At 41.5% G+C, this 24834-nt stretch carries 14 protein-coding genes and 1 pseudogene; 9 read left to right on the top strand and 6 right to left on the bottom strand.

The genetic code is table 11. The features are described 5' to 3' along the window. Positions 1–520: 520 nt before the first annotated feature. Together C5O23_RS10035 and C5O23_RS10045 are read left to right on the top strand one after the other, a co-directional pair. Positions 521–1765, top strand: a complete 1245-nt coding sequence (locus tag C5O23_RS10035; RefSeq protein WP_107032812.1) for a tyrosine-type recombinase/integrase — start codon at positions 521–523, stop codon at positions 1763–1765. 761 nt (positions 1766–2526) lie between these two features. After that, positions 2527–4617, top strand: coding sequence for a TonB-dependent receptor (locus tag C5O23_RS10045; RefSeq protein ID WP_107032814.1), 2091 nt, complete (start codon positions 2527–2529; stop codon positions 4615–4617). Between the two features lie 66 nt (positions 4618–4683). Here the strand turns inward: C5O23_RS10045 and mobV are convergent, their stop codons facing one another. The 5 genes from mobV to C5O23_RS10070 all read right to left on the bottom strand — a co-directional run bounded on the left by mobV (position 4684) and on the right by C5O23_RS10070 (position 11709). Continuing rightward, positions 4684–6309 carry a MobV family relaxase gene (gene mobV / locus C5O23_RS10050; protein ID WP_107032815.1) on the bottom strand — a complete coding sequence of 542 codons (1626 nt, stop codon included), beginning with the start codon at positions 6307–6309 and terminating at the stop codon, positions 4684–4686. Positions 6310–6707: 398 nt separating this feature from the next. Then, on the bottom strand, positions 6708–8252 hold the full coding sequence (locus tag C5O23_RS10055) for a DUF3987 domain-containing protein (protein ID WP_107032816.1): 1545 nt from the start codon (positions 8250–8252) through the stop codon (positions 6708–6710). Continuing rightward, positions 8249–8635, bottom strand: coding sequence for a helix-turn-helix domain-containing protein (locus tag C5O23_RS10060; protein ID WP_124031007.1), 387 nt, complete (start codon positions 8633–8635; stop codon positions 8249–8251). Before C5O23_RS10060 ends, C5O23_RS10055 begins: the two co-directional genes overlap by 4 nt. Before the next feature lie 683 nt (positions 8636–9318). Further along, a complete protein-coding gene (locus tag C5O23_RS10065; protein WP_107032818.1) occupies positions 9319–10122 on the bottom strand; it encodes a KilA-N domain-containing protein in 804 nt (267 codons plus the stop codon). Between the two features lie 327 nt (positions 10123–10449). Continuing rightward, on the bottom strand, positions 10450–11709 hold the full coding sequence (locus tag C5O23_RS10070; RefSeq protein ID WP_107032819.1) for a tyrosine-type recombinase/integrase: 1260 nt from the start codon (positions 11707–11709) through the stop codon (positions 10450–10452). A gap of 1317 nt (positions 11710–13026) precedes the next feature. On the opposite strand from C5O23_RS10070, the gene dcm reads away from it, so the two are divergent. The 5 genes from dcm to C5O23_RS10095 are packed head-to-tail and all read left to right on the top strand — an operon-like array spanning position 13027 to position 19557. Continuing rightward, positions 13027–15597, top strand: a complete 2571-nt coding sequence (gene dcm / locus C5O23_RS10075; RefSeq protein WP_205743444.1) for a DNA (cytosine-5-)-methyltransferase — start codon at positions 13027–13029, stop codon at positions 15595–15597. Next, a complete protein-coding gene (locus C5O23_RS10080; protein ID WP_107032820.1) occupies positions 15594–16769 on the top strand; it encodes a hypothetical protein in 1176 nt (391 codons plus the stop codon). Before dcm ends, C5O23_RS10080 begins: the two co-directional genes overlap by 4 nt. Position 16770: 1 nt before the next feature. Continuing rightward, complete coding sequence (locus C5O23_RS10085; protein ID WP_107032821.1) at positions 16771–17847, top strand: DNA cytosine methyltransferase; 1077 nt, start codon at positions 16771–16773, stop codon at positions 17845–17847. Further along, positions 17823–18902: a DUF262 domain-containing protein gene (locus C5O23_RS10090; protein WP_107032822.1), complete on the top strand. Its 1080-nt coding sequence runs from the start codon at positions 17823–17825 to the stop codon at positions 18900–18902. Before C5O23_RS10085 ends, C5O23_RS10090 begins: the two co-directional genes overlap by 25 nt. After that, on the top strand, positions 18883–19557 hold the full coding sequence (locus C5O23_RS10095) for an MAE_28990/MAE_18760 family HEPN-like nuclease (protein ID WP_128714370.1): 675 nt from the start codon (positions 18883–18885) through the stop codon (positions 19555–19557). The genes C5O23_RS10090 and C5O23_RS10095 overlap by 20 nt, the downstream gene beginning before the upstream one ends. 8 nt (positions 19558–19565) lie before the next feature. On the opposite strand, the gene C5O23_RS10100 is transcribed toward C5O23_RS10095, so the two are convergent. Continuing rightward, positions 19566–20339 carry an IS5 family transposase gene (locus C5O23_RS10100; protein ID WP_107032824.1) on the bottom strand — a complete coding sequence of 258 codons (774 nt, stop codon included), beginning with the start codon at positions 20337–20339 and terminating at the stop codon, positions 19566–19568. Between the two features lie 959 nt (positions 20340–21298). On the opposite strand from C5O23_RS10100, the gene C5O23_RS10105 reads away from it, so the two are divergent. Together C5O23_RS10105 and C5O23_RS10110 are read left to right on the top strand one after the other, a co-directional pair. Next, positions 21299–24367, top strand: a complete 3069-nt coding sequence (locus tag C5O23_RS10105; protein ID WP_153062495.1) for a hypothetical protein — start codon at positions 21299–21301, stop codon at positions 24365–24367. Between the two features lie 290 nt (positions 24368–24657). Continuing rightward, positions 24658–24804, top strand: a pseudogene (locus tag C5O23_RS10110) (OB-fold nucleic acid binding domain-containing protein); the annotation flags it as partial. Positions 24805–24834 lie beyond the last annotated feature (30 nt).

Genomic DNA, 24834 nt, shown 5'->3' on the forward strand with positions numbered 1-24834 from the left:
TGGCCAAATTTTCATTGCACTTATTTTCTTGAAAATCAGAGGTTAAAGCCTCTCCGCCCGTACTGCTCTCGCTATAAAATAACACATTTGTCGAGAATGAGACGAAATCTTAAATGAAAGAGCCGTGGCTGAAAATCAGAAATATTTTCTCCGCCCTATTGCCGAAATGAAAAATACTCCATATCTTTGCCAACGCATATCGTCCGCAGAAGCCCGATATGGGTCACGTGGGCGGGAATGCAAAAGACATAATTGAAAAGCGTTTATCCGCGCTGATTCTTGACGTTCAGAAATTCTCGCAAGAGTTAGGAGGGATTATTTGAGGATTTGCCATCTTTTTCTTTCCGTTGCTAATCAGCATATTATAAGATTTTGGATTTTGCCTGAATTGGGCCTATTTGGGGAATTTTCGCATTCAGTACACAATTTGTACGATTCAGTTGTTAATAGTTGTATAGGGCGATTTTTGCGGATTATTAGTTCGCACTAACTTTGCGTATAAACACAAAATTAGGCTCTTATGGCAAAAATCGAAACAAAGAACAAACAGAATCCGAAACTCGTGCAAACTACCCTCAAGGATGGTCGTGCAAGTCTTGCGTTGGAGTATTATCTCGGTCGCTCGGAGTCGCCTGTCCTTGATGACGAGGGTAATCAGGTATTCTATACTTCCGGCGCAATGTCAGGCAAACCGAAATACAAAGTCAAGCACAACCGCAAGCGCGAGAATCTGAATCTTTATATATGGATTCATCCGCGCTCACCTCAGGAGCGCACACAAAACCGCAATACTCTCGCTCTCGCCGAAAAGATACGTTTTGAGCGTGAACAGGAATTCCTTGAAGACCGCGAGGGATACCGACTGAAAAAGGAGAAAGAGGTGGACTTGCTGCGCTACTTCCGCAAGCATCGCGAAGATGAGGTATATGCCCGTTCCACCCGTATCGGCTTCGGCACGGCTTATCGCCGTTTCATTGACTTTCTTGGCAGTATGCCAAAATACAAGAAGTATGTCGATTTTCTCCGCATGGATCTTCTGACTCCTGAAATGGTCGGCGGATATGTGGAGTATCTGAAAAAAGTGTCTGTCGGAGATGGCGGCGCACGAACTTACGGACTATTTAAGAAAGTCATCACCACTGCTGTGGAAGAAAGCTTGATGAAAAAGAATCCGTGCAAAGGTATCGCCATGCGCAAGGATGCCTATGCAATCAAAAAGCAGATTTTGACGCTTGATGAGATAAGGAGGCTTGCCTCAACTCCCTTTGCCGGGAGTTATCCCGACATAAGGAGAGCGTTTCTTTTCAGTCTCTACACAGGTATCAGATGGCGAGATGTAAGCCAGCTCACTTATGAGAATGTCGATTTGTCTTCCGGCTTATTAAAATTCGAGCAGAGCAAGATTGCAGGGCGTAGCAAAAGTAGTAGTGTGGTTACACCGTTGAGTCCGATGTTGCATAAGATTATCGGAGAGCCTGAAGTGCATGGAGATTGCCGACAGCTTATTTTCTCGCTGCCCACATGGTCAACTTGTGTGAAACAGTTAGACGCTTGGGTAAAGGCGGCAGGAATAGGAAAGCATATAACATGGCATTGCGCCCGGCATTCTTTCGCCGTGAACATCCTTAACGGCGGAGCGAACATCAAAACCGTCCAATCATTGATGGGCCACGCCAGCATAGAGATGACGGAAAAATATCTGCGTGTGGTCGATGAACTGAAACACAAGGCTATCAACAGCCTCCCCGAATTGGATTACGAGTGATAATGCGCAGACAGTATATTGGCATGAAGATGGCAGTGTGCTGTCAGTGCATTATCCTGTGTTTCGTTGTTCTTCAATTGAAATCGCCCTATAAACAAAAAACACAATCTTTCGGTCGTGCAATCTTCGTCACTACAAGACGATGTTTGCACGGCTTTTTCTTTTCGCCGCCAATCCCAATGAAAACAAAAAAGAAAAATGGAGTGTGAAAATCGGCAATGGGGATTACGACTTTGGAGTAAGACCAACCTAACATTCGGCAAGGGTTTTGAGCAGCTAAATCTATTTCGCGCTGCTCAAAACATACCTTATCTAATTTTATTGTTCGTAACTGTACTGAAATACAAGATATTATAAAATTGATGGTGTACTCGTGGTGTACTAATTAGTTGGAGAAATCGAAAATCAGATGCTCAATTTTAGGATTTTTAAGGGGCGTTAGTTATATTTAATTCGATTCTTTTTCTCTTAGACGCCGTAGATTTGAGGCTCTGAACAGCGGTTCATTGAGAAAAAATCGCTAATTTTGCAGTCGGATTGACACAGGTCATTCCACTACATTTTGGAAACGAAGCATTATGTTTATCTTATGGTAGGAAACCTGAGAAACTTTCAACCGAGCAGAGAAAGCATAGTGGTTCTCACGCATATAGCGTGGGCTGCTATTGTTATATCTGCTCACAGGCTTTCTCAGGGCCTCCTATCAAGACGTGACATAGTTGCTCACGCTTCTTGTAAGGTAAATCATTAACCGAATTATTATGCGTAAAGTAATACTAACTTCGTTGTTTCTTATTCCTCTTTTGGGATATGCTCAAACAGAAATTCCGGATAGCATAGAGGGAAAAGAACTTAATGAGGTGGTTGTGGAAGCCTCCAATCAGCGGACTTCGTCGAACATATCCACCTATATTCCAATGGCTCGTCAAAAGAACGCTGCTGCCGATGCAATCTCCCTTTTGAGCCAGATGGCGATTCCCCAAATTGAGGTCGATCCTATCGGTCAGGCAGTGAAGACTGCTTCTGGGCAGGGTGTCTCAATATTTATTGACTTTCTCCCTGCAACCGCCCAAGACCTGCAAGGAATGAGGACTCAAGATGTGAAAAAGGTTGAGTATTATCTGCACCCGACTGACCCACGATTTCAAGGCGCACACTACGCCATTAACTTCATTATGCAGAAGTATGAATGGGGTGGATATACCAAAGTCACAGCCAATAAATGGTTCGGTGTAAACCGAACTGAAGGAGAAGTTTACTCCAAAATGGCATACAAGTCGATGATTTTTGATTTGTATGCCGATGAAATATATCTCACAAACCGTCATGGTGGCACTGCCTCGACTGAAACATTCAGGTTTGAGGATTTATATGGCAATGGTCCGCAGACTATTCAACGGACTTCCGAAACCAACTCTTCTCTATACCGCAACAACAGCAACGATATTGCCTTGCGAGCCTTATATAACAGCGACAAGGCAAGAATCTCAAACCGCATTTCTTATAGCCTAACAAATGTACCTCACAATGATGCGGTCAATTCACTGCTCTATTCCTCCGAATTGTTCCCTAATGCAAGCGCCACATCTCTGAAATCAAGCCACAATTGGGCCCTCTCATATAATGGTAATTATTCCTACAGATTTTCTCCTAAGTTATCATTTGAAGCTGTGGCAATCTACACTTACGGCAAAAATAAATCCTACTCTTTTTATTCTTCCGGTAAAGATTTATCCATTACAAACAACGCCTCTGAAGATGCACATCACCTTCAGATAAATCCTCGTTTATATTGGAGACTTAATAAGAGAAATACTTTTATTTTCTACCTGGCTTCCATACAAAATTGGAATACCATTGATTATTCCGGCGACTCCCCATCTCGTCAGAAATATAATGTCGGAGGATATTCTGCCGGCGCACATTATAATTTAAGTCTTGAAAAATGGGATATTGGAGGAGAATTTTGCTGGGTATGGGAACGCAACCATATTAGCAACAGCCGCATGAACGATAATTTTCCACGTGCGATTGCGTATGCCACTTACTCTCCCAATGACAAGCATCAGTTTGAGGTTAACTGGAATTATAGCAAGGATGTTCCCGACGCATCGCAGAAAAGTCCTAATATGCTTCAACAAGACGAACTTATGTGGTATCAGGGCACACCTACACTTTCAGATTATTCTTACCATAATGCAGGTTTGACCTATACTTGGCTCCCGAACAACAGATGGCAACTTTCGGCTGACGGATACATCTATATGCTCGGCAATCGTTGTGTAACTATATATTCACCTACCGCTCCCGAAGGAACTATGTTGCGTAAATATGTCAACGACGGGAATTATCGTAGCGGTATGTTAGGAGTTTCCGCAACCGCCAAATTCTTCGGAGGTAAACTTGTAGCCAAACTGCGCCCGCAATACTGGCTGCGAAAGACTACCGGAGCATACGCAAGCACAAGAAATGAACTTACATGCACCGCACAACTCACATATTATTTTGATAAATTCTATCTTTGGGGCTGGTATATGACACCAAGTCATTATCAGGAAGAACAAAGCGGTATAGTCGAGCGTACCCCAGCAAAATATCAGATTCAGTTTGGCTGGGGCGACAAGGGTTGGAACATCAGAGCCGGGGTTTACAACTTTCTGCGTACATCGTGGGAATCATCGCATCAGACCCTTACAAGCGAATATTACACTTTTGACCGCAAAGAGTTCTCAACCGCCCAGCATTGGCGCATCACGTTAGCTGTATCATACACTTTCGGCTACGGCAAGAAAGTTGACCACCACGATGAAGTGAGTGGTTCAGGGACTGTCGGGTCTGCAATCTTGAAATAACAATATCTCTCAAATCATATTAAAAAATGGAGCCACAAGTTTTTTGCCTGTGGCTCCTTTTTTGAATTATTTAATTCCGAAGCCTCGCTTTACCGTCTGTGTCAGCCGTTGCCATTGGTCTTTGAGCCATTGGAATATCCGGATGCCATTGACATGGAGATGGAATTTGTTGTCCGTGGGGTCTCGCTTGATTTGTACCTTTGCCCCCGAAGCGTCCACCTCTCTCCGCTGGAACGGATAATAGAGTGTCGTGCCTGACTTTAAGACATATTCATTCATTGAGAGAAGCCCCTTTATGGAGTTGTCATTCAATCCCACGTCCTGACATTCCTCTATCGCCGGAAGCATAGCAACAGCATCGGGAAAGAACTTGACGAAGTTACCAATCTTCCATTCATAGCTGCGGACGGTGTCTGCCTCATGTTCTTTCTGCCGTCTCAGGCTATCCGATAGATTGGATATTTCACGGTGTAAATCCCGCTCCCGCGCCTCTGCACGGTCTTTCATCTCGCGGATTTCATTATCCTTTCTGACAATCTCGGCTTCAAGCCTCTTGGTCTTGCTCCCGGTGAATATATTGGCGATGTTGCTGCCGAGTTCCTTGCGTTGCGCATCCCGCTCGGCTTTCGCCTCATCGCGCTCACGGATGGCGTTCCGGGCTTCTTTTCTCGCCTCGTCAGTCTGAGCCTCGTATGCCTTTTTCTCGGCGGTCAGCCTGTCGGTATCCTCTGCAAGCCCTTTCCGTTGCTCCGCAAGTCTGACGGATTCCTCCGACAGTCCTGCGTTGGTATCGGCAAGCGATTTGTTTTCGGCGGCGAGAGAAGAATTAGCCTCGGTCAACCTGGAATTTTCGGAATAGAGTTCATTGTTCTGCTGCCGTATCTCCTCGTTGACCTGCGTGAGCATTTTCTTCCGGGTGTCGAGGGCGGTTGTCCGGCACTCAAGGCTCTCCACTTTGCTCTCAAGAGATTTTTTCTCTTTATCGAGTTTCCTTTTCTCAATGGAGAGATTGCCGATGTCTTCTTCAAGACCTTTCTTCTTCACCATGCAGTCGCGGTAATATTCGTGCTGCCCGATGTGCCGCGCCTCGGAACCACGGATACCACGCTCCAGACCGTATTTCGCCATAGCCTCGGCATAGATGTCCTGATAGCGGCTCATCTTTCCGCGCTCCATTATGTCGTCGGCGCACAGCCTCGGACGGTTGGCGGCTTTTGTGCGGTAACGCTTCTTTGCTGTCGCCTCCCTCGCTTTCTTCTTTCTCTCGGCGGTCACTATCGGAACGACGGCGATGTGAAGATGCGGAGTGCGCTCGTCCATGTGCAGTGCGGCTCCGACAACATTGTCGCCGCCGAATGTGTCGCGCGCCCACTTTATGTTGTCGGCAATCCACTCGTCGAGCTTGCCGCTGTCGATGATTTTCTGCATACCTTCGTTGTCGGAGGTCATAACCAAGTTGAGGCACCGAACCTGCCTGTCGGAGATTTTGCGGGTAATCCCTGCATTGGATATACGGTGTTCGACAGCCGCCGCAAGCCCGGTTATCCCGTCGGGATATTCGACCAGATTGTAGCGGTTGAGATGCGTCCTCGCCAGGTCCGCGTTTTCGGGATGGGCGGTGCGCTCGATATGCTTGGCTATCGAGTTCAGTGACGAGTTCGCCTTGATGATGTGTAACACTGCGTAGCTCATAGGCGGACGAGTTTAAGTTGCGGAGCAATCGGAGTGTACGGCTTTCTGTTAAGCCGTTCCGGGGTTTCCAAAGGGGTTGACCTCTTTGGCATATTGGGGACATTTTCAGCGTATCGGAACGATATGCGGCTCGGAAAATTCCCTAATATGCTAAGGAATTTCCGGATGGCGTAATTTCCGTGCCGCCACTGCACGGATGGTACTGCACTGCCATAGCAGTGATGCACCGCTATAACCACTGCACTGAATGCAATGGTTTCTTCAATGAAAAAAGAATGTTTCACGGGATTTCAGTTTTGGATTTACCCCCTGGCACTTTCGGCATTTTGGCATAAAGGGAAGCGTAAGCATCTCCGTCAGAAATGCCAAAGTGCCAATAATGCCAAGGGGTAGATGGGTTATAACTTGGTGTAATTTCCGTGGGTGTTGCGGGTGAAAAGCACTCCCTTTCTGTCTCTGAGGAATCTCTTGAAACTGCGCTCGGGCATACCGCATTTCCCGGCGATCGCCACGCCCTCGGCGGTGGTGAAGCCGTCGGGAAGTTCCGAAAGGACGGCAAGCTGCAGCTCGGTCAGGGCATCCTCGCTGATGATGCCCTGCACCTTTGAGGCACTTATGCGAAAATACTCCGCAAGGCGTATCGCCCTCTCCACAGTGTCCACATCTATCTGTTTTTTCTCACTGCCGCACGCCCAATCGGAGAGGGCCAGCAAGAGAGAAAAGCGGATAGCGTAGATTTCGAGTTTGCTTGCAATGGATGTAAGGGTATCACTCCCGTCGGCGTTGCAACGGTCGGTCTGCTCGTTCTGCCACTGATAGAGGCGGTCGAGAGCGTCCGATGAAAATGGAACATCTTCGGATATTATCTCTCCGTCTGCGTCCACCTTGGGAACAATGTCGATAAGCCGGAAAAGGATGCCGTGCCATTCTGCGGCGATGTCAAAAGAAGGCATCCGGCGACTCCGGTTCCATTTAGGTTTCGTCTGGTCGGACGGGAATACATAGAGTATGCGCTCCATGAATCCGTTGGCGTTGCGGTTCCCGGCGGCAAGGTCGGTCAAAACCTTCGGCTGGATAGTTCCGATTACGCAAAGGAACGGATTGCGGATAAACACGCCGCTCTGACTGCCTTTGCGGTCAGACATGGCAACCTTGTGGTTGAACACCGACATCCAGAACTCCGATTCAGAGCCGTTGTTGTAGCGGTTGAAGTTCTTGACCCATCCGGCAAGCTCGTCATACATCAGGATCAGTCCACGACTGTTTTCCGACAATATGCGGTGAACCGCCTCGTTGGTCACATCCTGCATCATGAAGCGGATGCGGTGCGGCTCAACGGGATTGAGGTTGTAGCCGTTTGGAACACGTTCTTTCGGCGGCAGCTCCATCGCAGCGTTGTAGCGTTTCAACGCCTCTGCGAACTGTGCCGCTTTCTCCGCGTCGTGGTCGATGAGCGGTTGCATGACATAACTCAGCGGATGGCTCTTGCACACTCCGGGACATCCGACAAGGGCAACGAAAAGAATAGCATATTCTTTCCATCCTGCCATAGCCTCGGCGTGATGGGTGTTGCCTATTACCGCCGCCATTGCCGAAAGCATCGCTCCAGCCATGTAGTCAACAGGGAAACCGAGAGTGGCGTTTGCCTCCTTGATGATTTCCTGTAATCTTGACGGCAGGACATCAATCGGGAACTGATTGGTTTTCTTGCTGTTGTCTGTGTCTGCAATCAAGTACTCGGAGGTTGACGGAGGTACAGACTGACTGTTCAGTCGGTCAGGAGCATGATTTGTCACTTCCTCATTTTCGTGACAAGTCACTTGTGTATCTGTGATTGCAGGTGTATCACTGACATCATTGTTTTTCTTTTTGACGGAGGTTTTCTTCTTATTGCCTTTTGGCTTTGAGGCTGTCTTTACTGATGATTCGGTTTCTTTTTTCATCGGCTACCTCCTTTCTTCTTTGGTCTGTCTTCCGCATTCAGCACGCCTACGGCTTTGCCGTTGACAAGTCTGCTTTCAGCCCAGCTCAGCAACTCTGATTCCTTGAAGTGAAGCTTATTGTTGAATTTCCAGTGCGGTATGGTCCCGTTGCTCGTTTCCTTGTAGAGCTGCCCGATTTTCATGGGATAGCCGTTTTCGTTCAGGAACTCGAGTGCTTCGGTCACTTTCAGCCCATCGGGATCCCGCTTTTTTGATTTTGCGGAAGCGTTGGCGAGTGTCGCCAGCACTCCCGATTCAGCAAGGCAGTCCTTGACCGCGTCTTTCAGGAGGCGCTTCAGAACCTCGATGAAAGGAAGATTCAGGTAATCTGTAATTGTGTTCATTTGGATAGGGGGATTAGTGGTTTGGGGATTTGTTTTTTTCTCACGCATCAGTTTTCGGATGATAAGTGATATGCCGTATGTTCAACATACTCTTGGTGGGTGTCGTCAGATCATAGTGATAGCGTCTGTCAGCCCGATGACTACACCCGGAGGATTAAAGGCTGGCGGACACTGCAAAATTAATACAGGACTTGCGTCCTTCTGAGGTGCGTAAAGGCGAATATCATTGAAATGTCTACGGGCTATATGTTTTGTTGCCCTTCCGGACGAGCAATAAAAAAGCGGGGCCGCGCCGATATGTCTTTCCTGACATGCCTTTGGCGAGGTCTCGTTATTATGTTTTCAGTCCTTACTTGATATATTTCCGATTAATGAATAATCGCCCTTGTCGCAAGGGGTGTGGCAGGGGTGCGTCAACCGTCACCGCCCTGCCGGGTCGGTGCTTCGCGTTGCCGCGTGGGGTCAGGGCTACTGCCACCTAACCACTTTGATATTTTTCCAACAAAAGAAAAAACGGAATTGTTCAGCGGTGTCCGGTTTATTCCGGCGATTGCCGATGTGTGTCTTTCTTTCCTGACGGATATGATTCCGTCACGGCCGCGAAGTTACGAAACGGGGTCGATATATGCAAGTTTTTTGAACCCAGGAGGGCCAATCTGCGTAATGAAGCTGTTTTTGACGGGCTATTTCAGCAGTTTTCTGTCGTTGTCGCCGCTTTCAAGTACGCTCATCTGATGGATGGCGATTTGATTGAGCTTGATGAGCCGCTCATGCTGTGGCATTCCCTGTTCAATGAATACAGCGTTGAGATTCTCCATGTTGGAAAGGCATATAAGTTCGTTTATGGAGGCGTAATCCCGGATATTGCCTTTGAGGTCGGGATTGGCGTCACGCCACTGTTTTGCAGTCATGCCGAACATGGCTACATTCAGCACATCGGCTTCATTGGCATAAATGATGCTCGCCTGAGCCTTTGTTATCTCGGCAGGTATGAGATTATGCTTGATGGCATCGGTGTGAATTCTATAGTTTATCTTGGACAGCTCACGCTTAGCAGACCAGCCGATAAGACGCTGTTCTTCCTCTTTGAGACGCTGAAATTCCTTGACGATATAAACCTTGAATTCAGGACTTATCCACATTGCGAACTCAAACGCAATGTCCTTATGGGCATATGTGCCACCATAACGCCCCGCTTTTGCTTGCAATGAGACCGCGTTGGTCCTCGCAACGAATTCCTTTACGCTTATTTTGAAGTTATTAAGACCTGCATGATTTCTAATTGTGGCGAATTCGCCATAATTAAAATTTGGATTATATACCTTTTCCCAAATGCCGATAAACTCCAAGGTATTTCGGTTGCGCAGCCAGTCGGTGATGAAGAAGTCCCCATCTTTGGCACGCATCATGTCAGTAAGACAGATGTAATCTTCTCCGTTGACTTTCACAACGTTGACCTCAGTATCTTTTACTGTGATTTTTGTCATCTCTCGTAAATTTTAATGTATCGAAATCGGTACTTTTGGCAGATTGGACTGAAAGTATTACCTTTGCAGTGTTGATTCCCGGTAGCCCCTGACTCGTCAAGCTATCGGGTTTAGTTTTTTGTATCTGCAAAGATAATCATTTTCATCGGATTGGGCAACAGTGAGAAAAAGGACACCGGGTATCCCTCCCGATGTCCAACCACTAATCCGCGTCAGGATGAAACAATAACATGATGACTGCGAATCTTGATGCAAAGGTAGTGTTTTTCAGCCGTATGCACAACTCTATAACAACATAAAGAGCCAAAGCGCCGGAAATGCCATGGGCTATTTTGCCGTTTCCGTGTCAAACGCGACTTTGCCGAGTTTGTTTATGGCTTTCTGTTTGCGCTGGTCGATCACATGAAGATATTTCTCAGTCATCTTGATGCTCGCGTGTCCGAGAAGAGAGGATACTGTCTTTATGTCGGTTCCGGCATTCAGAAGATTTACGGCGAAACTGTGCCTGGCGCAGTGCCATGTGATGCTCTTCTTGATTCCTGCGTTCTTCACCCATCGGGCGAGATGCTTTCTCGCCGTACCCTTGTGAGGCAGGTCGAATATTCTCTCCCTCGGGTTATCATCATCTTTAGGCTGTCCAATCAGCTTTATAAGCTCATCGTTGAGCGGCATCACTACGGCGGCATGTGCGCTGCGTCCCGCGCTTTTCTTCTGGTTAAACCTCATCACCATGCTCTCGTAATCGACATTGGCGAATGTCAGTTCCGACACATCGCAGTACCGCAGTCCGGTGAAACAGCAGAAGATAAATGCCCGCTGCACCTCTCGGTGTTCGCCGTCATATCGGAACGCCGCGAGGGTGTTTATCTCTTTCGGTGTGAGAATCTCCTTCAGCATAATGTTTGTGTCGTACACTATGCGGATTCCACGGCAGGGATTCTTTTTTATCAGTTCTTCATCGACAGCATCTGCAAGCACCTTCTTGAACCAGTGGTAATTCTTTCGCGGTCCCTCTCCGGTGCATTTCTTCCGGAGATAGTTGGTGAATCCGAGAACCATGTCCGGAGTGACGGCATCCATCGGCAGGACATCCTTGTATTTTGAGAACTGTGGAGTTAGCTCAAGATACTCGATGAAGCGTGTCAGAGAATATTTGTAAGACCTGCGGACTGGCAGTGTGAACGCTTCGTTGTCCCGGTGTTGCCGGAAGTACCTGAGGAAGTTACTCTCCTTCTCCCTTTTCAGGCGGTAACCCTTTCGGTCTTCAAGCATCTCCTGCTCTTTCTCAAACCGTATCTTCTCGGCGAGGGCGATGGTGTTCTTGTTCTGCTGCCGTTCCTGAGCCGAGCGGGGATGAACCCATACATACAGATTAAGAGCCTCCTTCTTGCGCAGGTGCTGCACCTTGTATTTAAGTTTTCCTTTCATCGCCCCGGATTCATACACGACATGGTTGCCGTCATCGTCATAGACGGGCGATTCGCTACGGCCGAGATAGTATTCCAGCCATAGACTCGCACGTCCGTCTGACATCTCCCTCTGGATGAGCTTGGGATTTTGTTTCTGTTTATTTGGCAGTCTGCCCATAATGAATTAATTTTGTGTTTGTGGAGCAAAGGTAATAACGGATTGTGAGACACGAAAATCGCCCACAACATCTATTAACAATCGAAATGGGCAAATGGTGTACTTATGGTGTACTAAATGCGAAAAAAGATACAATCAGGAGAAACTGAATAGAAAGCCTGATTTATCTAATATGCTGATATTCACCGATAATAGTTATAACGGGTTATATCGGTTTTCCCTATGAAAAAACATACCTTGCCGAATCCCGACGGATTCCGTTGTACGTTAAGTAATTATATAAGGTTGTGGAATACGGGACCCCGGATTTTATGCCGGATTCATGTCTGAAATCGGGAAAATTGGCATTTCAGTCTGTTTGAATGTAAAATGGATATAAAAATTCGGGATGGCAATGAGGGAAGAATAAGATTTTGCAAAGGATAGTTAAGGTCGTTTCGGACTAAATATGTAATGAAGTTATGGTTTTAAAAGGAATAAACCGCAATAATACAGATAGTTAACGATAGCGGTCTTGATTGCAAGACGGCTGAAATGATGTAATGACGTAATGACGTATTGACGTATTTATTTATGAATGTCATGACGTAATGATGTATTTACGTGTTGATGTGCTTATGTATGATTGTATTGGAATATTTTAGTCTGAATGTATGGATAGATGACTGAATGACTGGGGTTTCAAATGATTGACTGATTGAATGACTGAATGATTGAGTGATTGTTCATTCAGATGATTGGCTGATTGAATGACTGAGTGATTGAGAGACTGATTGACTGACTGGTCATTCAGTTGATTGAATGATTGAATGACTGACAGACTGAATGATTGATTGGCTGAGTGATTGGTCATAAAACAAGCCTTATGACTGCCCAATTGAAGTAAAGACCGTCCAATCTGTCCGTTGATTTTCAGCCATTAGATTTTTCATCATGCAATTTTGAAATCAGAACTTCCAAGCTTGTTTTAGAGAAGTTGACTTCCGATATTGAGATATCCGATTTTAGATAATACCAATGGCATCTAATCTTTAGGTCTGTTGATGATTTTTATTCGGATTGAGTTTCGCTGATTTTACGAGTCTTAAAGGATTTTGAGGTTGTGAGCCTAAAATTTAATTTGCTCTTCGCCATAGAATCAAACGAAATTTTTTGTAACTTTGCAATCTACTATGCGTAGTAGACTGACAAAGACCACGACATGATAAAATAGATTATCTCAACATATAAAGGAGCTTCCTTGTAGTCGCATAAAGGCTTGGTCGCCTGTCAGAACTATAAGGAGGCTCTTTTGTTTTCGCCAAAGGACATCTTACCGTGAGCAAAAAGACGAAAACATACGACATACCCGATGAGGTAGCCGAAGCAATTGTCGCAGAGCGAAAGTCGCTGTACGGCATAAAATCTTATGTCAGCCTGTTTAGTAGTGCTGGCATTGGTTGCTATGGCTTCAAAGAAGCAGGGTATAGCTGTATTGCCACGGTCGAATTATTAGAACGTCGCCTGAAGATTCAGAAGTACAACAATAAATGTATGTTGTCATCTGGATATATTTGTGGTGATATGACTCTTCCTGGGACAAAAGATAAAGTTTTCCATGAATTGAAAGTTTGGAAAGAGTGCTTTGGTGTTGATGATTTAGATGTTCTGATTGCAACTCCACCATGTCAAGGAATGTCCGTTGCTAATCATAAGAAAGGTGATGAGCTTAAACGAAATTCTTTGGTGGTAGAATCCATAAAGATAACACAAGAAGTAAAGCCAAAATTCTTTATTTTTGAAAATGTACGCGCATTCTTAAATTCAATATGTACTGATATTGATGGAAAGGATAAAACAATTCAAGAGGCAATCTCTATGAATTTAGGCGGTCATTACAATATCCTTTATAGGATTGTGAATTTCAAAGATTATGGTTGTCCGTCAAGTAGAACGAGAACACTTGTAATTGGCGTTAGAAAGGATTTGCAAGACATCGCCCCATTTGATATTTTCCCTACGCAGACATCAGAAAAAACCTTGCGAGAAACGATTGGTCATCTCCCTGAACTTACTGAGATGGGCGAGATTTCTACAGATGACATATATCATAATTTTAGAAAATATGCACCCCACATGGAAAGGTGGATTTCTGAAATTAAGGAAGGTCAATCTGCATTTGACAACGAGGATATTACAAGAATCCCTCACACCGTCAAGAATGGCGTAGTTGTTTATAATGCTAAGAAAAATGGTGATAAATATACACGCCAATATTGGGATAAAGTTGCGCCCTGCATCCATACTCGCAATGACATTATGGCGAGTCAAAATACTGTACATCCAACTGACAACCGCGTATTTAGTATTCGAGAGGTAATGCTTATGATGTCAGTCCCTTATTCCTTTCAGTGGACTGATATACCATTCGACCAATTAAATGCTCTTCCATTAAAAGAAAAGCAAGCTTTTCTTAAAAAGGAGGAAATGAATATAAGACAAAATCTTGGAGAAGCTGTTCCGACGATTATATTCAGACAAATTGCAAACAAAATTCGTAAATATCTTGAACGTCCAACATTTACAAATGCTGATGCGCTTGCATTGGTAAAAGATAACCAATTATGGACTCAGGAAAGAATAATTAGATATATTCGTCAAAGCCAGTCATCTTTCTCTCGCCTTTCTCGAATAGTTGAAATGGCAAATTCAGAGAGAGATAATACTGCCGCATACTATACTCGCCAAGATATTTGTTTCAGCATTGTCAACAACTTACCTGAAGCAAAGAATTTTTCCACACTATCTATTTTAGAACCGTCTATCGGAGTGGGGAATTTTTTGCCGGCTTTAATTGATAGATATGCTAATGTTTCTAATGTAACGATTGATGTTGTTGATATAAATCCCACATCAATTCAATTGCTAAAAGAAATGCTCCTGCATATCAATATTCCAGCCAATGTCAAGATTAATTTTATTGAGGGCGATTTCTTGTTACTTGAGTTTGATAAAAAATACGATATTGTAATCGGTAATCCTCCATACATGAAATTGACTAAAGAGAAATCTTTAGCCACTAAGTATAAGGCTGGTGCAATCAATAAAGACACGAATAATATCTTTGCTTTCTTTGTTGAAAAAGCCATAAAGTTGGGTTCGTATGTTTCTCTAATAGTTCCTAAAAGCATAATAAATGCGCCCGAATTCAATAAAACACGTGAGATAATGAATTACCATTCAATATCCCATATCATTGACTTTGGGGAAAAGGCATTTAAAGGCGTTAAAATTGAAACTATCTCTTTCACAATAAATACTACCCGGAAATCCGGTGAAACTTTGGTATCTTCATATATCAATAATTCGGTTCGTCTGCTTCCGCAAAAATATATTACTGATTCTTTCTTCCCTTATTGGCTTCTATATCGAAATGAGGATTTCGACAGGGTGGCAAATTCTATGAGTTTTGGTATCTTCAAATCATATCGAGATAGAGTAATCACCAAAGCCGTTACTAAGTCGAGAGGGAAATTTCGGGTGCTTAAATCAAGGAACATAGGTAATAATGAGGTTATTGACATCCCGGATTATGATTGTTATGTGGATGATATATCATCTTTTGATGTATCAAAATTTCTGAACCATACGGAATGTGTTCTACTTCCTAACTTAACATACAATCCAAGAGCTTGTTTTTTACCAAAGAACTGTATTGCAGATGGCTCTGTCGCTATTTTATCCTTGTCTGACCCCGATGTAACAGTCACGGCAAAAGATCTTGAATTTTATGCCACTGATGAATTTATCCAATTTTATGCCATAGCGCGAAACTTGGGTACACGTTCTTTGAACATTGACAATAATTCCGTATTTTTCTTTGGGAAACAAATAATAACAGAATCATGAGAGAAGTTATAAACGAATATTTGAACAAGTTTGATTTTGACATACGAAAGTCGCATGATTCGAGGTATGTTGACCAAAAATGTACACCAGACATCGTTTGTTTCTTGGCAGATTGCATACTAAACATCGCAGCCTCCCACCCAACATTTACGGCTAATGATATATGGCAAAGTCAATATTTCAAGCATAATTGCCGAGTGGTATTCAACAAGCCGTATGCTGATGACAAAAGAGCAAAGAATGAATACAATAAATGGTTTTCGCAGCCATTAAAGTTATTCCATACTGCTGGAATTCTTGATGCAGATTTTTCGACACGCCCTGCCACATATTCAATAAAGAATGAGGAGTTATTGGATTATATTTCCCGGCGTGAAAGAAACTCGTACAACTTTCTATATTGTTACTTTTCAAAGGTTCTGAAGGATAGTGGCTTTTGGCGATATTTTGAAGAATATTTGCATAATGTAACTGATAATCGCATTGCTGCCAAAAATGAGTTATATGATAGATATTATCGTTTGATAAGTGGGAATACTCCAACACAATCCAAATTGGACATATATCGAATGTTTCACAAGGTGTTGAATGTGTTGGCGACTGAACATAATGTTCCCGGTAGCAGTGGAAAGGAGGCACGAATGTTCTCTGATTTGATGTACAATCGTAAGAATTGGCGGGATTTGAACAAGGAGAAATCCATTACACGGCAGGAAGCGGCTGAGGAGCATATTGATGAACAACAAGAAGCATATAATTCCTACTATGTTCAGAAAGCAACGAATCTGCTGAAGAAAATTCAAAAAGAAAGTGAGGTGCATGATTCATGGGCAAATGGGTCAGCAACCCATGCTCACCACATCTTCCCTAAAGCACAGTATCCTCAGATTGCTCACTATATTGAGAATCTTATTATGTTGACAGCAACCCAGCATAACACAAAAGCACATCCAAACAACAATACTCAAATGATTGATAAGGATTATCAATTAGTTTGTTTGTTGGCGAAAGCGGATACAATTGAGCAATCGTTAAGGCGAATGGGCGAAAGGTATTATCGCAAAGAGTCTTTCCTATTTGTGATAAAGACTGGCTTAGATTGTGAGTTGAGTATGCAACTCTCATTCCAAGACATTAAGAATTGTTTAATCCAAATATATAATAGAGCTTAAAATGGCTAAACGAGGAATAAAAGTCATAGACCTATTTTGCGGCATTGGAGGACTCTCTCAGGGCTTTGTCCAAGAGGATTTTAATGTCGTTGCAGGCTTTGACGTTGATGAAACCTGCCGTTTTGCATATCAAGCCAATAATAACTCAAGATTCTATAATACTGATATAACCGCATTAGAGGGCAAAAAATTAAAAAAATTATATGGGAAATCATTGAAAATTTTAGTAGGATGCGCTCCGTGCCAACCATTTTCTTCCTATAGTTTCAAGATTAAGGAAAAAGATTCCAAAAAAGTGAATTTGCTGTATTCTTTTCTTAAGCTTGTTCAAGAAACAGAACCAACTATTATTTCAATGGAGAATGTTCCCCAATTGACCAGATTTGACAATGGTCAAATTTTTAATGATTTCTGTATTGGTCTTGAAGCATTAGGTTATAAATATTCCTATCAGATAGTTTATTGTCCTGATTATGGCATTCCACAAAGGCGTCGTCGCCTTGTATTATTGGCGTCAAAACTTGGGGGAATTAAGCTTATGTCACCTACCCATGAAAAGTCATCCTATGTAACTGTTAGAGATGTCATTTCAGATCTTGCTCCAATAAACGCGGGGGAAACAGATCCTAATGATTCCCTACATAAAGCGCGTGTCCTTTCTGAAATTAATTTAAGACGAATACAGGTATCTACGCAAGGAGGAAGTTGGAGAGATTGGCCAGAGGAATTGATTCTGACTTGTTTTAAGAAAGAATCAGGAAGAACGTATAGTAGTGTTTATGGCAGGATGAGATGGGATGAACCAGCTCCAACAATGACAACACAATGTACTGGATTGGGTAATGGTCGCTTTGGTCATCCAGAACAAGATAGAGCTATATCTCTTAGAGAAGCTGCTCGATTTCAAACATTTCCAGATACATACAAATTCTATGAAGATGACGCGAACTTCAATCCCTCAGTTATTTGTCGTCAAATAGGAAATGCAGTTCCTCCTCTCTTAGGGCGTGTTATAGCAAAAAGCATTAAGAAACATCTACAAATTCATGGTATATGGCGAAGAAAAAAAGACAACTGACACCTGAACTCGCGGCTCAATTGGAAGATCAATTGGCTTCCGCAAGTATGCCATACAATTACGATACAAAAGAATATCCAATTGAGGTAATCTTAGCAAAATATGCTAAGGAGGAAATATTTGTACCTCCCTATCAACGAGATTTTATATGGAAAGCGAGTCAGAAAGCTTGTTTTATAGAATCACTATTTTTAGGAGTCCCAATAATGCCGATATTTGTTTCAGTCTCCGGTGATAATGCAGAATTGGAGGTTATAGATGGATCTCAGCGTATTCGTACAATTGTAGAATATTGCAATAATAATCTGAAATTGCAAGGATTGGAAGCATTGACGATGTTGAATGGGACATATTTTTCTGACCTACCAATATCACGACAGAATAAATTTAAATTACGTGATATCCGTGTCCATGTTGTAACAGACAAAGCCGATGCCGCTACTCGTGCCGATATATTCAAAAGAGTCAATACAAGTAGCTCACGTTTAACTCCAAGTGAAACAAGAAAAGGAGCCTACCAAAGTGAGTTCTATCAATTTATCATTGATTCTGCAAAAGATCCTTTGTTGAGAGAACTTTGTCCTATCTCAGAAAGTAAGATAAAACGTGGTGAATATGATGAGTTGGTTCTTCGATTCTTTGCATATTCAGAAGAATATCTGAAGTTTAAACATGATGTAGCACCATTCTTGGATGCTTTTGTCAAGAATCATAAGGACAACTTTGATAAAGATGCACTTAGCTCGAAATTTCAACGAATGCTTAGTTTTGTAAAAAACACATTTCCGAAGCCATATTTTGCTCGGTCTATAAATGATGGAAGTACGCCTCGCGTTAGATTCGAGGCATTATCAGTAGGCGTTCATCTTGCATTGGAGGAAGATAGTTCAATTCATCCTACGAATTTTGAATGGCTAAATTCAATAGAATTTAAACGACATACAACTTCGGATGCCAGTAATAATCCGGGCCGTCTGCGTGACCGGGTCGAATTTGTAAGAGATGTCCTTTTAGGTAGAATTACATCCTTTACTTATGCTGACAACGAGGAGTGAATTTGCACGTCGCTTAAGCGAAATTGATTCCTACTTTTCTGTTCTATCACCATTGGACAGCTGTTCTTGTGTCTTTGAAAGTCGAGATTTATCTGGAACTGTTAGTAGATTGACAATTGATGAAGAATTGAGCAAGATATTGAAAGCTAATGGATTTATTCTTCTATATAATCTTTTGGAGGCAACTGTGCGCAATTCAATTAAAGCAATTGGCAATGTTATTGAATCAGAGGGCATAAAATATCAAGATTTTTCGGAAAATCTTAAGAAACTTTGGATAAACCATTCCTTTAAAAGTGTTGACGCACAACGCATCAAGCATGAAACTATTGGTCCAATATTAGATCAGATTGTCAATAATGAATTTCTAAGATTGGAAGAAGATGCGATTTCGTTTAGTGGAAATATAGATGCTCAAAAAATCAGAGAAATTGCAAAACGAATAGGATATAAAGCTCCTAAAGATGGTCGAGAACTTGTGACAATAAAAGAAAAGAGGAATCAACTTGCTCATGGAGAAAAGACATTTTGTGAAATTGGCCGAAATTTTACTGTAGGTGAATTAGTGAGATTGAAAGATGCCATGACTTCATACATATCTGAAGTTCTTGATAATGTCCAAGATTATATTGATACAAAAGCATATAGGATCTAAGAGATTGTCTAAATTTTATTGATTAAAAATTTTATGGCAGCGAAATCAATCATTTCTTCCGCTGATTCATTTGATATTTCATAATTTCGAGCGAGTCTGCGGCAAGAATCAAGCCATGCGAAAGTCCTCTCAACCACCCATCTGAGCGGCTTTGGCAGGAATCCCTTAACTCCATTGGGGGTATTGGATACCTCAAGCTCGATGCCGAAGTCTTTTTCAATGTCTTTGTCCACGTCTCCCCGATACCCTCGGTCGGACAATACCTTGCGCAGGTCTTCCCATACATCATCCGCCAGTCCGCATAGCTCATGAGCCATTTTTGAATCGTGAATACCGGCGTTACAGACTTTCCTCGCAAGGATGAAGCCATTGCGGTCGGTGATGATATTCCTTTTGACACCCTTGACTTTTTTGTTGTCGTCATATCCGTTATCTCCTTGTCTGCTACCCCATTTGACACTTTGGGCATCCATCGCGCCAACACTCGGACTTGATGCCTGGCCGCGTTTGCGACGTATCTTTCTGACGAGTTTCTCAAGGAAATGCTCGACACGACCCTCTTGTCTCCATTTATGGTAGTAATAATAGACACTTTTCCACGCGGGATAGTCGTGAGGCAACCTTCGCCATTGGCAACCGCTGACCAATAGGTAGAGGATAGCTTCAAAAACTGATTGTAGTGAATATTTTCTCTTGCGTCTATCATTTTCAAGGAATTCTTTGTTTATATAAGACCACTGACCCTCGGTCAGATGTGTTTGATAGAGATTGATTTCGTGCATAATATTAGCCTTTTCTCCTTCAACACTCTGATTGAGGGTTTGTTATGCCTAATAACATTATTTCGCACTAATTTTTAGACAATCTCTAACTAAAATCCACCAAAAACGGATATTTTTTCTTGGTGGTTTTATTACAGATTGATGCCATATACGTTTGGATTGCCCATTATTTTTTGAACATCTCTTATCAAGTAAAAATAGGCAAATCAACTCAGCTAAAGATTCTTAACATATTATAAATATCGCAAATTTCTTTGTCTGTGGTTGCTGTCATCTTCTTATAAAGTACAAATTTAGTACAATAACTAACCTGCTATGCGCTGATATATAGGAACTTATATGTCCTAATGGAAATTCTCGCAAAATTTCATAATAAAGTCAAGGATTGAGCAACGGTAGATGCCCGTGGATGTGTAATATCCTGCATCCGGCATCGTATTCCGAGAGGAATATGGCCGGGGCATTTATTGCATATACAAGCGTGGGCTTCTGCGTTGCCGTCCGACTTTATTAGGGCAATGCGAGAAGCCTCTGAACGTAGGACGGTAACAGATACAGACTCCTACGCTTTTTTTGTATGAACCAATAATAATATGGCTATCAAGGGGAGCATAGTAGCGACAATTGCAATATAAATGCAGTATGAATAAAGTAGCTCGGATATTTTATCTAATACTTATTGGATCGTTTCAGATTGTCTTATACCCACTTTTCGCTCTTGTTACTGATATCACTTGTCATTGATAACAATGGCGTTAAGGTCGATTTTACTAGGAAAATTCAGGGTTACGAATATCTTTTTACTCTATGCTAACGGGATATTATAAGTTATGTTTCAATGATGCATAGGGATGCCATCATAGATATAAAAATCGACATTGAGCCTTACATAATCCAATGAATCTTTCCAACTCAACGAAAATATCTTTTGTGTATGCACAAATAACATTCTCATTTATTTGCGCTACAAATATATTAATATTACTTACTTCAATAATACCTTAGCAAATTATTTAAATATATTGAATATGATGTCCATTACGAAACAATTACCCAAATTTTTGCTCCTGTTTGTAGCTATCTTTTTCTCGGATAATAGTTATGTAAATGCTGCGAATATTAACGAGAATAAAAAAACTTATGAGATAACCTCATCAAGTGATTTTTCCGAATTTTATGGGATGTTGTGTGCTGGTAACACGTTTGCTGATTATACAGTTGTCCTAACAAAGGATATTTCTTTTGAGACAGGAGGCAAAGTAGGAAATAGGATTTTTGAAGGTAAATTTGAAGGACAAGGTCACAAAATAAATGATATAACGACACCTCTGTTCACAGATAACCGAGGAGACATTTATAATCTCCATATTGCATCCGGTTTATTGAGGCAGTCTGGAACTTTTTGTATTAAAAATCATGGTTGTATAAAGGATTGTAAAAACTCTGCCAATATTGTTTTTTCATCATCATCAAATGAAGGGATTCATGCAGGAGCTTTCTGTGATTCTAATTATGGTGATATTATTAATTGTATTAATGAAGGAAATGTCACGTTAGAGTTAGAAGCAATTTATGGATCATGGAGTAAAGCAGTATCCAGTTGCGGTGGAATTTGTGCATATTCTGGGCCTAGATCATCAATAGTATACTGTATTAATAAAGGGGCAATAAAGAATTCTGGAATATATTCAGCAGTGACAGGTGGAGTTGTCGCTAATGCTGAATATTGTTCAATTGTTGGATGTGATAACAAAGGTGAGGTTTATAGTTATTTACTAAACTCATCTCCAAGTAAGGGCAATATAACCGTGGAGTCCTATCAATTACAACATGTGGGTGGCATCGCCGGTCATGTGCTGTATTGTGTTCTTAACCGTTGCCGAAACTATGGAACAGTGCAAAGCAATTTTCAATATCTTGGCGGCATAGCAGGATATGTGGGCAATACGGATGTATATAATCTTGAAAATTTTGGTGACTTATATGGATTTGAAGGCTATGGATTCCATTCTGTTTCAGGAATAATCCCATATTATAGCAATCCGTATAAAAGGCAATATTTCATTAATTGCATAAATCATGGCGATATTTTCGTTGCTGCAAAATATGGCGTTGCTACTGGCGCTGGTATTAGTGCTGAAATTAAAAATGCCTATATAGCAAACTGTTATAATCTGGGGGCCATTTCAACTATACATACGGGTAACATGAGTGCGGAATTTAGCATTCCTCAATATAATTGTGAAAACAGTGAAGAATTGAATACGGAAATTAGTAATATAACCGATGCAAATGCATTTATTGCATTATACGATAGCCCCGTAACACTATTGAAATGGGTTTATGATACAGGTATAATTACTTTAAGTAGTAATTATTTGTCGCATCCGATTGCAAAACATGGGAGTTGCTGGGTTTATGTCTATCCTGAGGATTCGGATAAGCAATACAGATTGAAAATTTGGGCAAAGGATGAAACATTGGTCGAAACGATATCGAAGACATCGAGATCACCAATAATGATCATGGGGCTTCAGCCAGATACTGAGTATTATTTTGAAATATATTCAGAGGATAATACACAATTTCTTGACAATGGAAATTTCAAAACATTGAAACCAAATATTGCAATTATAGCATCATCTATTGGATATGACAAAATAGAATTCAAACAATCTTGTGATGCAAAGGGGATCTCTGACATAGATGCGTATTTACTTTTTCACGATAAAGAACAGAATTCCAAAAAGATTGAAGTTATTGATTCAACAATTATAGTGGGTGGACTTGATGAAGAAACAGAATATTTTGCAGAGTTAATATATACACTTAACGGGAAGGTGTATAAAAGTAACCAAATAAATGTCACAACCAAGCCTATAATACCACAGTTTAGCTTAATATCCAGAACTCCGTACTCATTGACCTTAAAGTGTGATAATTTTGAAGAGTTAAAAGACTTTGTTCCATGTTTGTATGCGGAAGATCTCAAACTTTATGATTTTGGCGGATTTAAGACTGTGGAAAATAAGATTTATGAATTAGATAATGAGGGTAAAATTACTTTAGATAGTTTGCTTTATAGTTACTCTCCACAGTTACATAGCAAATATATTATTCGCGGAGAAGAAAGATTTAGAGAGGTCGATGCATTTTCAACATTGAATTGGGGAGGAGAAGGGATAATACAATTATCACCTAATGCAGCAATGGTGCATGGGCTTTTTTATGGGATGGGACAGTCTGTCAATGGTAGTAATAACCGTTATGATACAGCCCGATTTTATTTTAGGGATGCGACTGCTGTGGATGACAATACAGAGACGTCTGTTATAGGTGCTTGCATTGATAATAGAAATGATTATGCCGTAACGATACCAATAAATAGTATATTATATCAATATTATATTAGTTTACAGTATAGTAGATATATAGATCCAAAGAATAATTCAAAAAATGGAGAATGGCAAATAATTGATGCTCGAAAACCGACAGTTGAGATTGTCGAACCTAGATTTTATAATATTAGATTCCAAAATAGCACACTATATTGCAGTTGTATAGCAGGAGAAGAAAAAATATCATCAAAGGAATTGCAATATAAAATAGAAGAAATGGATCATTATAATAGTATTACATTATCTACAAATACTCGTACTGAATCATTATCAAGAACTTTAACATCAATAGTTCCGCAATTAACTTACCTTATAAGAATGGTATGTTACACTGAGAATGGGAAAACATATTACAGTTCTATTTATAGATTAAAGAATGGAATATTGGAACTTGCAACTGATATCAACAACCAGCAATCAACTATAAATAATGTTGATGTAAGTAAGATACAAGTACATGCAATAAATGATCAGATAGTTATTGAAGGGAAGGGTATTAATGACATAGTTAAGATCTATAATGCATATGGAACATGTGTTTATATTGGACAAGAAAGTAACATTCAATTATCTTCAAAAGGTGTATTTATTGTTTTATTAGGAAATAAGGCATATAAATTGTTGTTGTAAAATAAAAATATAACAATTGGTCAGTAATTAAAAGACAACAAAAAATCATATAGATATATGAAGTGCGCCACAAAAGTTAGATACAAAACTTTTGTGGCGCACTTAAGTTCATTATTCCATTATGGCCTAAATCAAATATATTCTTAACTCCTCTTCCCCTCCTGCAATTTTTTTTGATTTTCTATGCGATTCTTTGTAATTTTGCACCTTTGAAGCTGAGGGCTTGCGTCTTGGGCAATGTCTGATGCAGATTTTTAACCGGATTAAATCAAAAACCATATCAGGTTCTTATGTATAGAACGAAAACATGCGGAGAACTCCGCCTTTGTGATGCCGGACAGGAGGTTACCCTCGCCGGCTGGGTGCAGCGCGCCCGAAAAATGGGTGGCATGACCTTTGTAGACGTGCGTGACCGCTACGGTTTTACCAAACTGATGAGATTTTTAAGCCAAAAATGATTTTTTTAA

The organism is Duncaniella muris (genome assembly GCF_003024805.1).
Taxonomy (GTDB): Bacteria; Bacteroidota; Bacteroidia; order Bacteroidales; family Muribaculaceae; genus Duncaniella; species Duncaniella muris.

Bases quoted from the DNA above. Each gene is read 5' to 3' on its own strand.
- C5O23_RS10090 (WP_107032822.1), top strand. From the start codon at position 17,823: ATGGCGAAGAAAAAAAGACAACTGACACCTGAACTCGCGGCTCAATTG.
- C5O23_RS10035 (WP_107032812.1), top strand. From the start codon at position 521: ATGGCAAAAATCGAAACAAAGAACAAACAGAATCCGAAACTCGTGCAA.
- C5O23_RS10095 (WP_128714370.1), top strand. From the start codon at position 18,883: ATGCTGACAACGAGGAGTGAATTTGCACGTCGCTTAAGCGAAATTGAT.
- C5O23_RS10060 (WP_124031007.1), bottom strand. From the start codon at position 8,635: ATGAACACAATTACAGATTACCTGAATCTTCCTTTCATCGAGGTTCTG.
- C5O23_RS10055 (WP_107032816.1), bottom strand. From the start codon at position 8,252: ATGAAAAAAGAAACCGAATCATCAGTAAAGACAGCCTCAAAGCCAAAA.
- C5O23_RS10065 (WP_107032818.1), bottom strand. From the start codon at position 10,122: ATGACAAAAATCACAGTAAAAGATACTGAGGTCAACGTTGTGAAAGTC.
- C5O23_RS10080 (WP_107032820.1), top strand. From the start codon at position 15,594: ATGAGAGAAGTTATAAACGAATATTTGAACAAGTTTGATTTTGACATA.
- C5O23_RS10070 (WP_107032819.1), bottom strand. From the start codon at position 11,709: ATGGGCAGACTGCCAAATAAACAGAAACAAAATCCCAAGCTCATCCAG.
- mobV (WP_107032815.1), bottom strand. From the start codon at position 6,309: ATGAGCTACGCAGTGTTACACATCATCAAGGCGAACTCGTCACTGAAC.
- C5O23_RS10085 (WP_107032821.1), top strand. From the start codon at position 16,771: ATGGCTAAACGAGGAATAAAAGTCATAGACCTATTTTGCGGCATTGGA.
- C5O23_RS10100 (WP_107032824.1), bottom strand. From the start codon at position 20,339: ATGCACGAAATCAATCTCTATCAAACACATCTGACCGAGGGTCAGTGG.
- C5O23_RS10045 (WP_107032814.1), top strand. From the start codon at position 2,527: ATGCGTAAAGTAATACTAACTTCGTTGTTTCTTATTCCTCTTTTGGGA.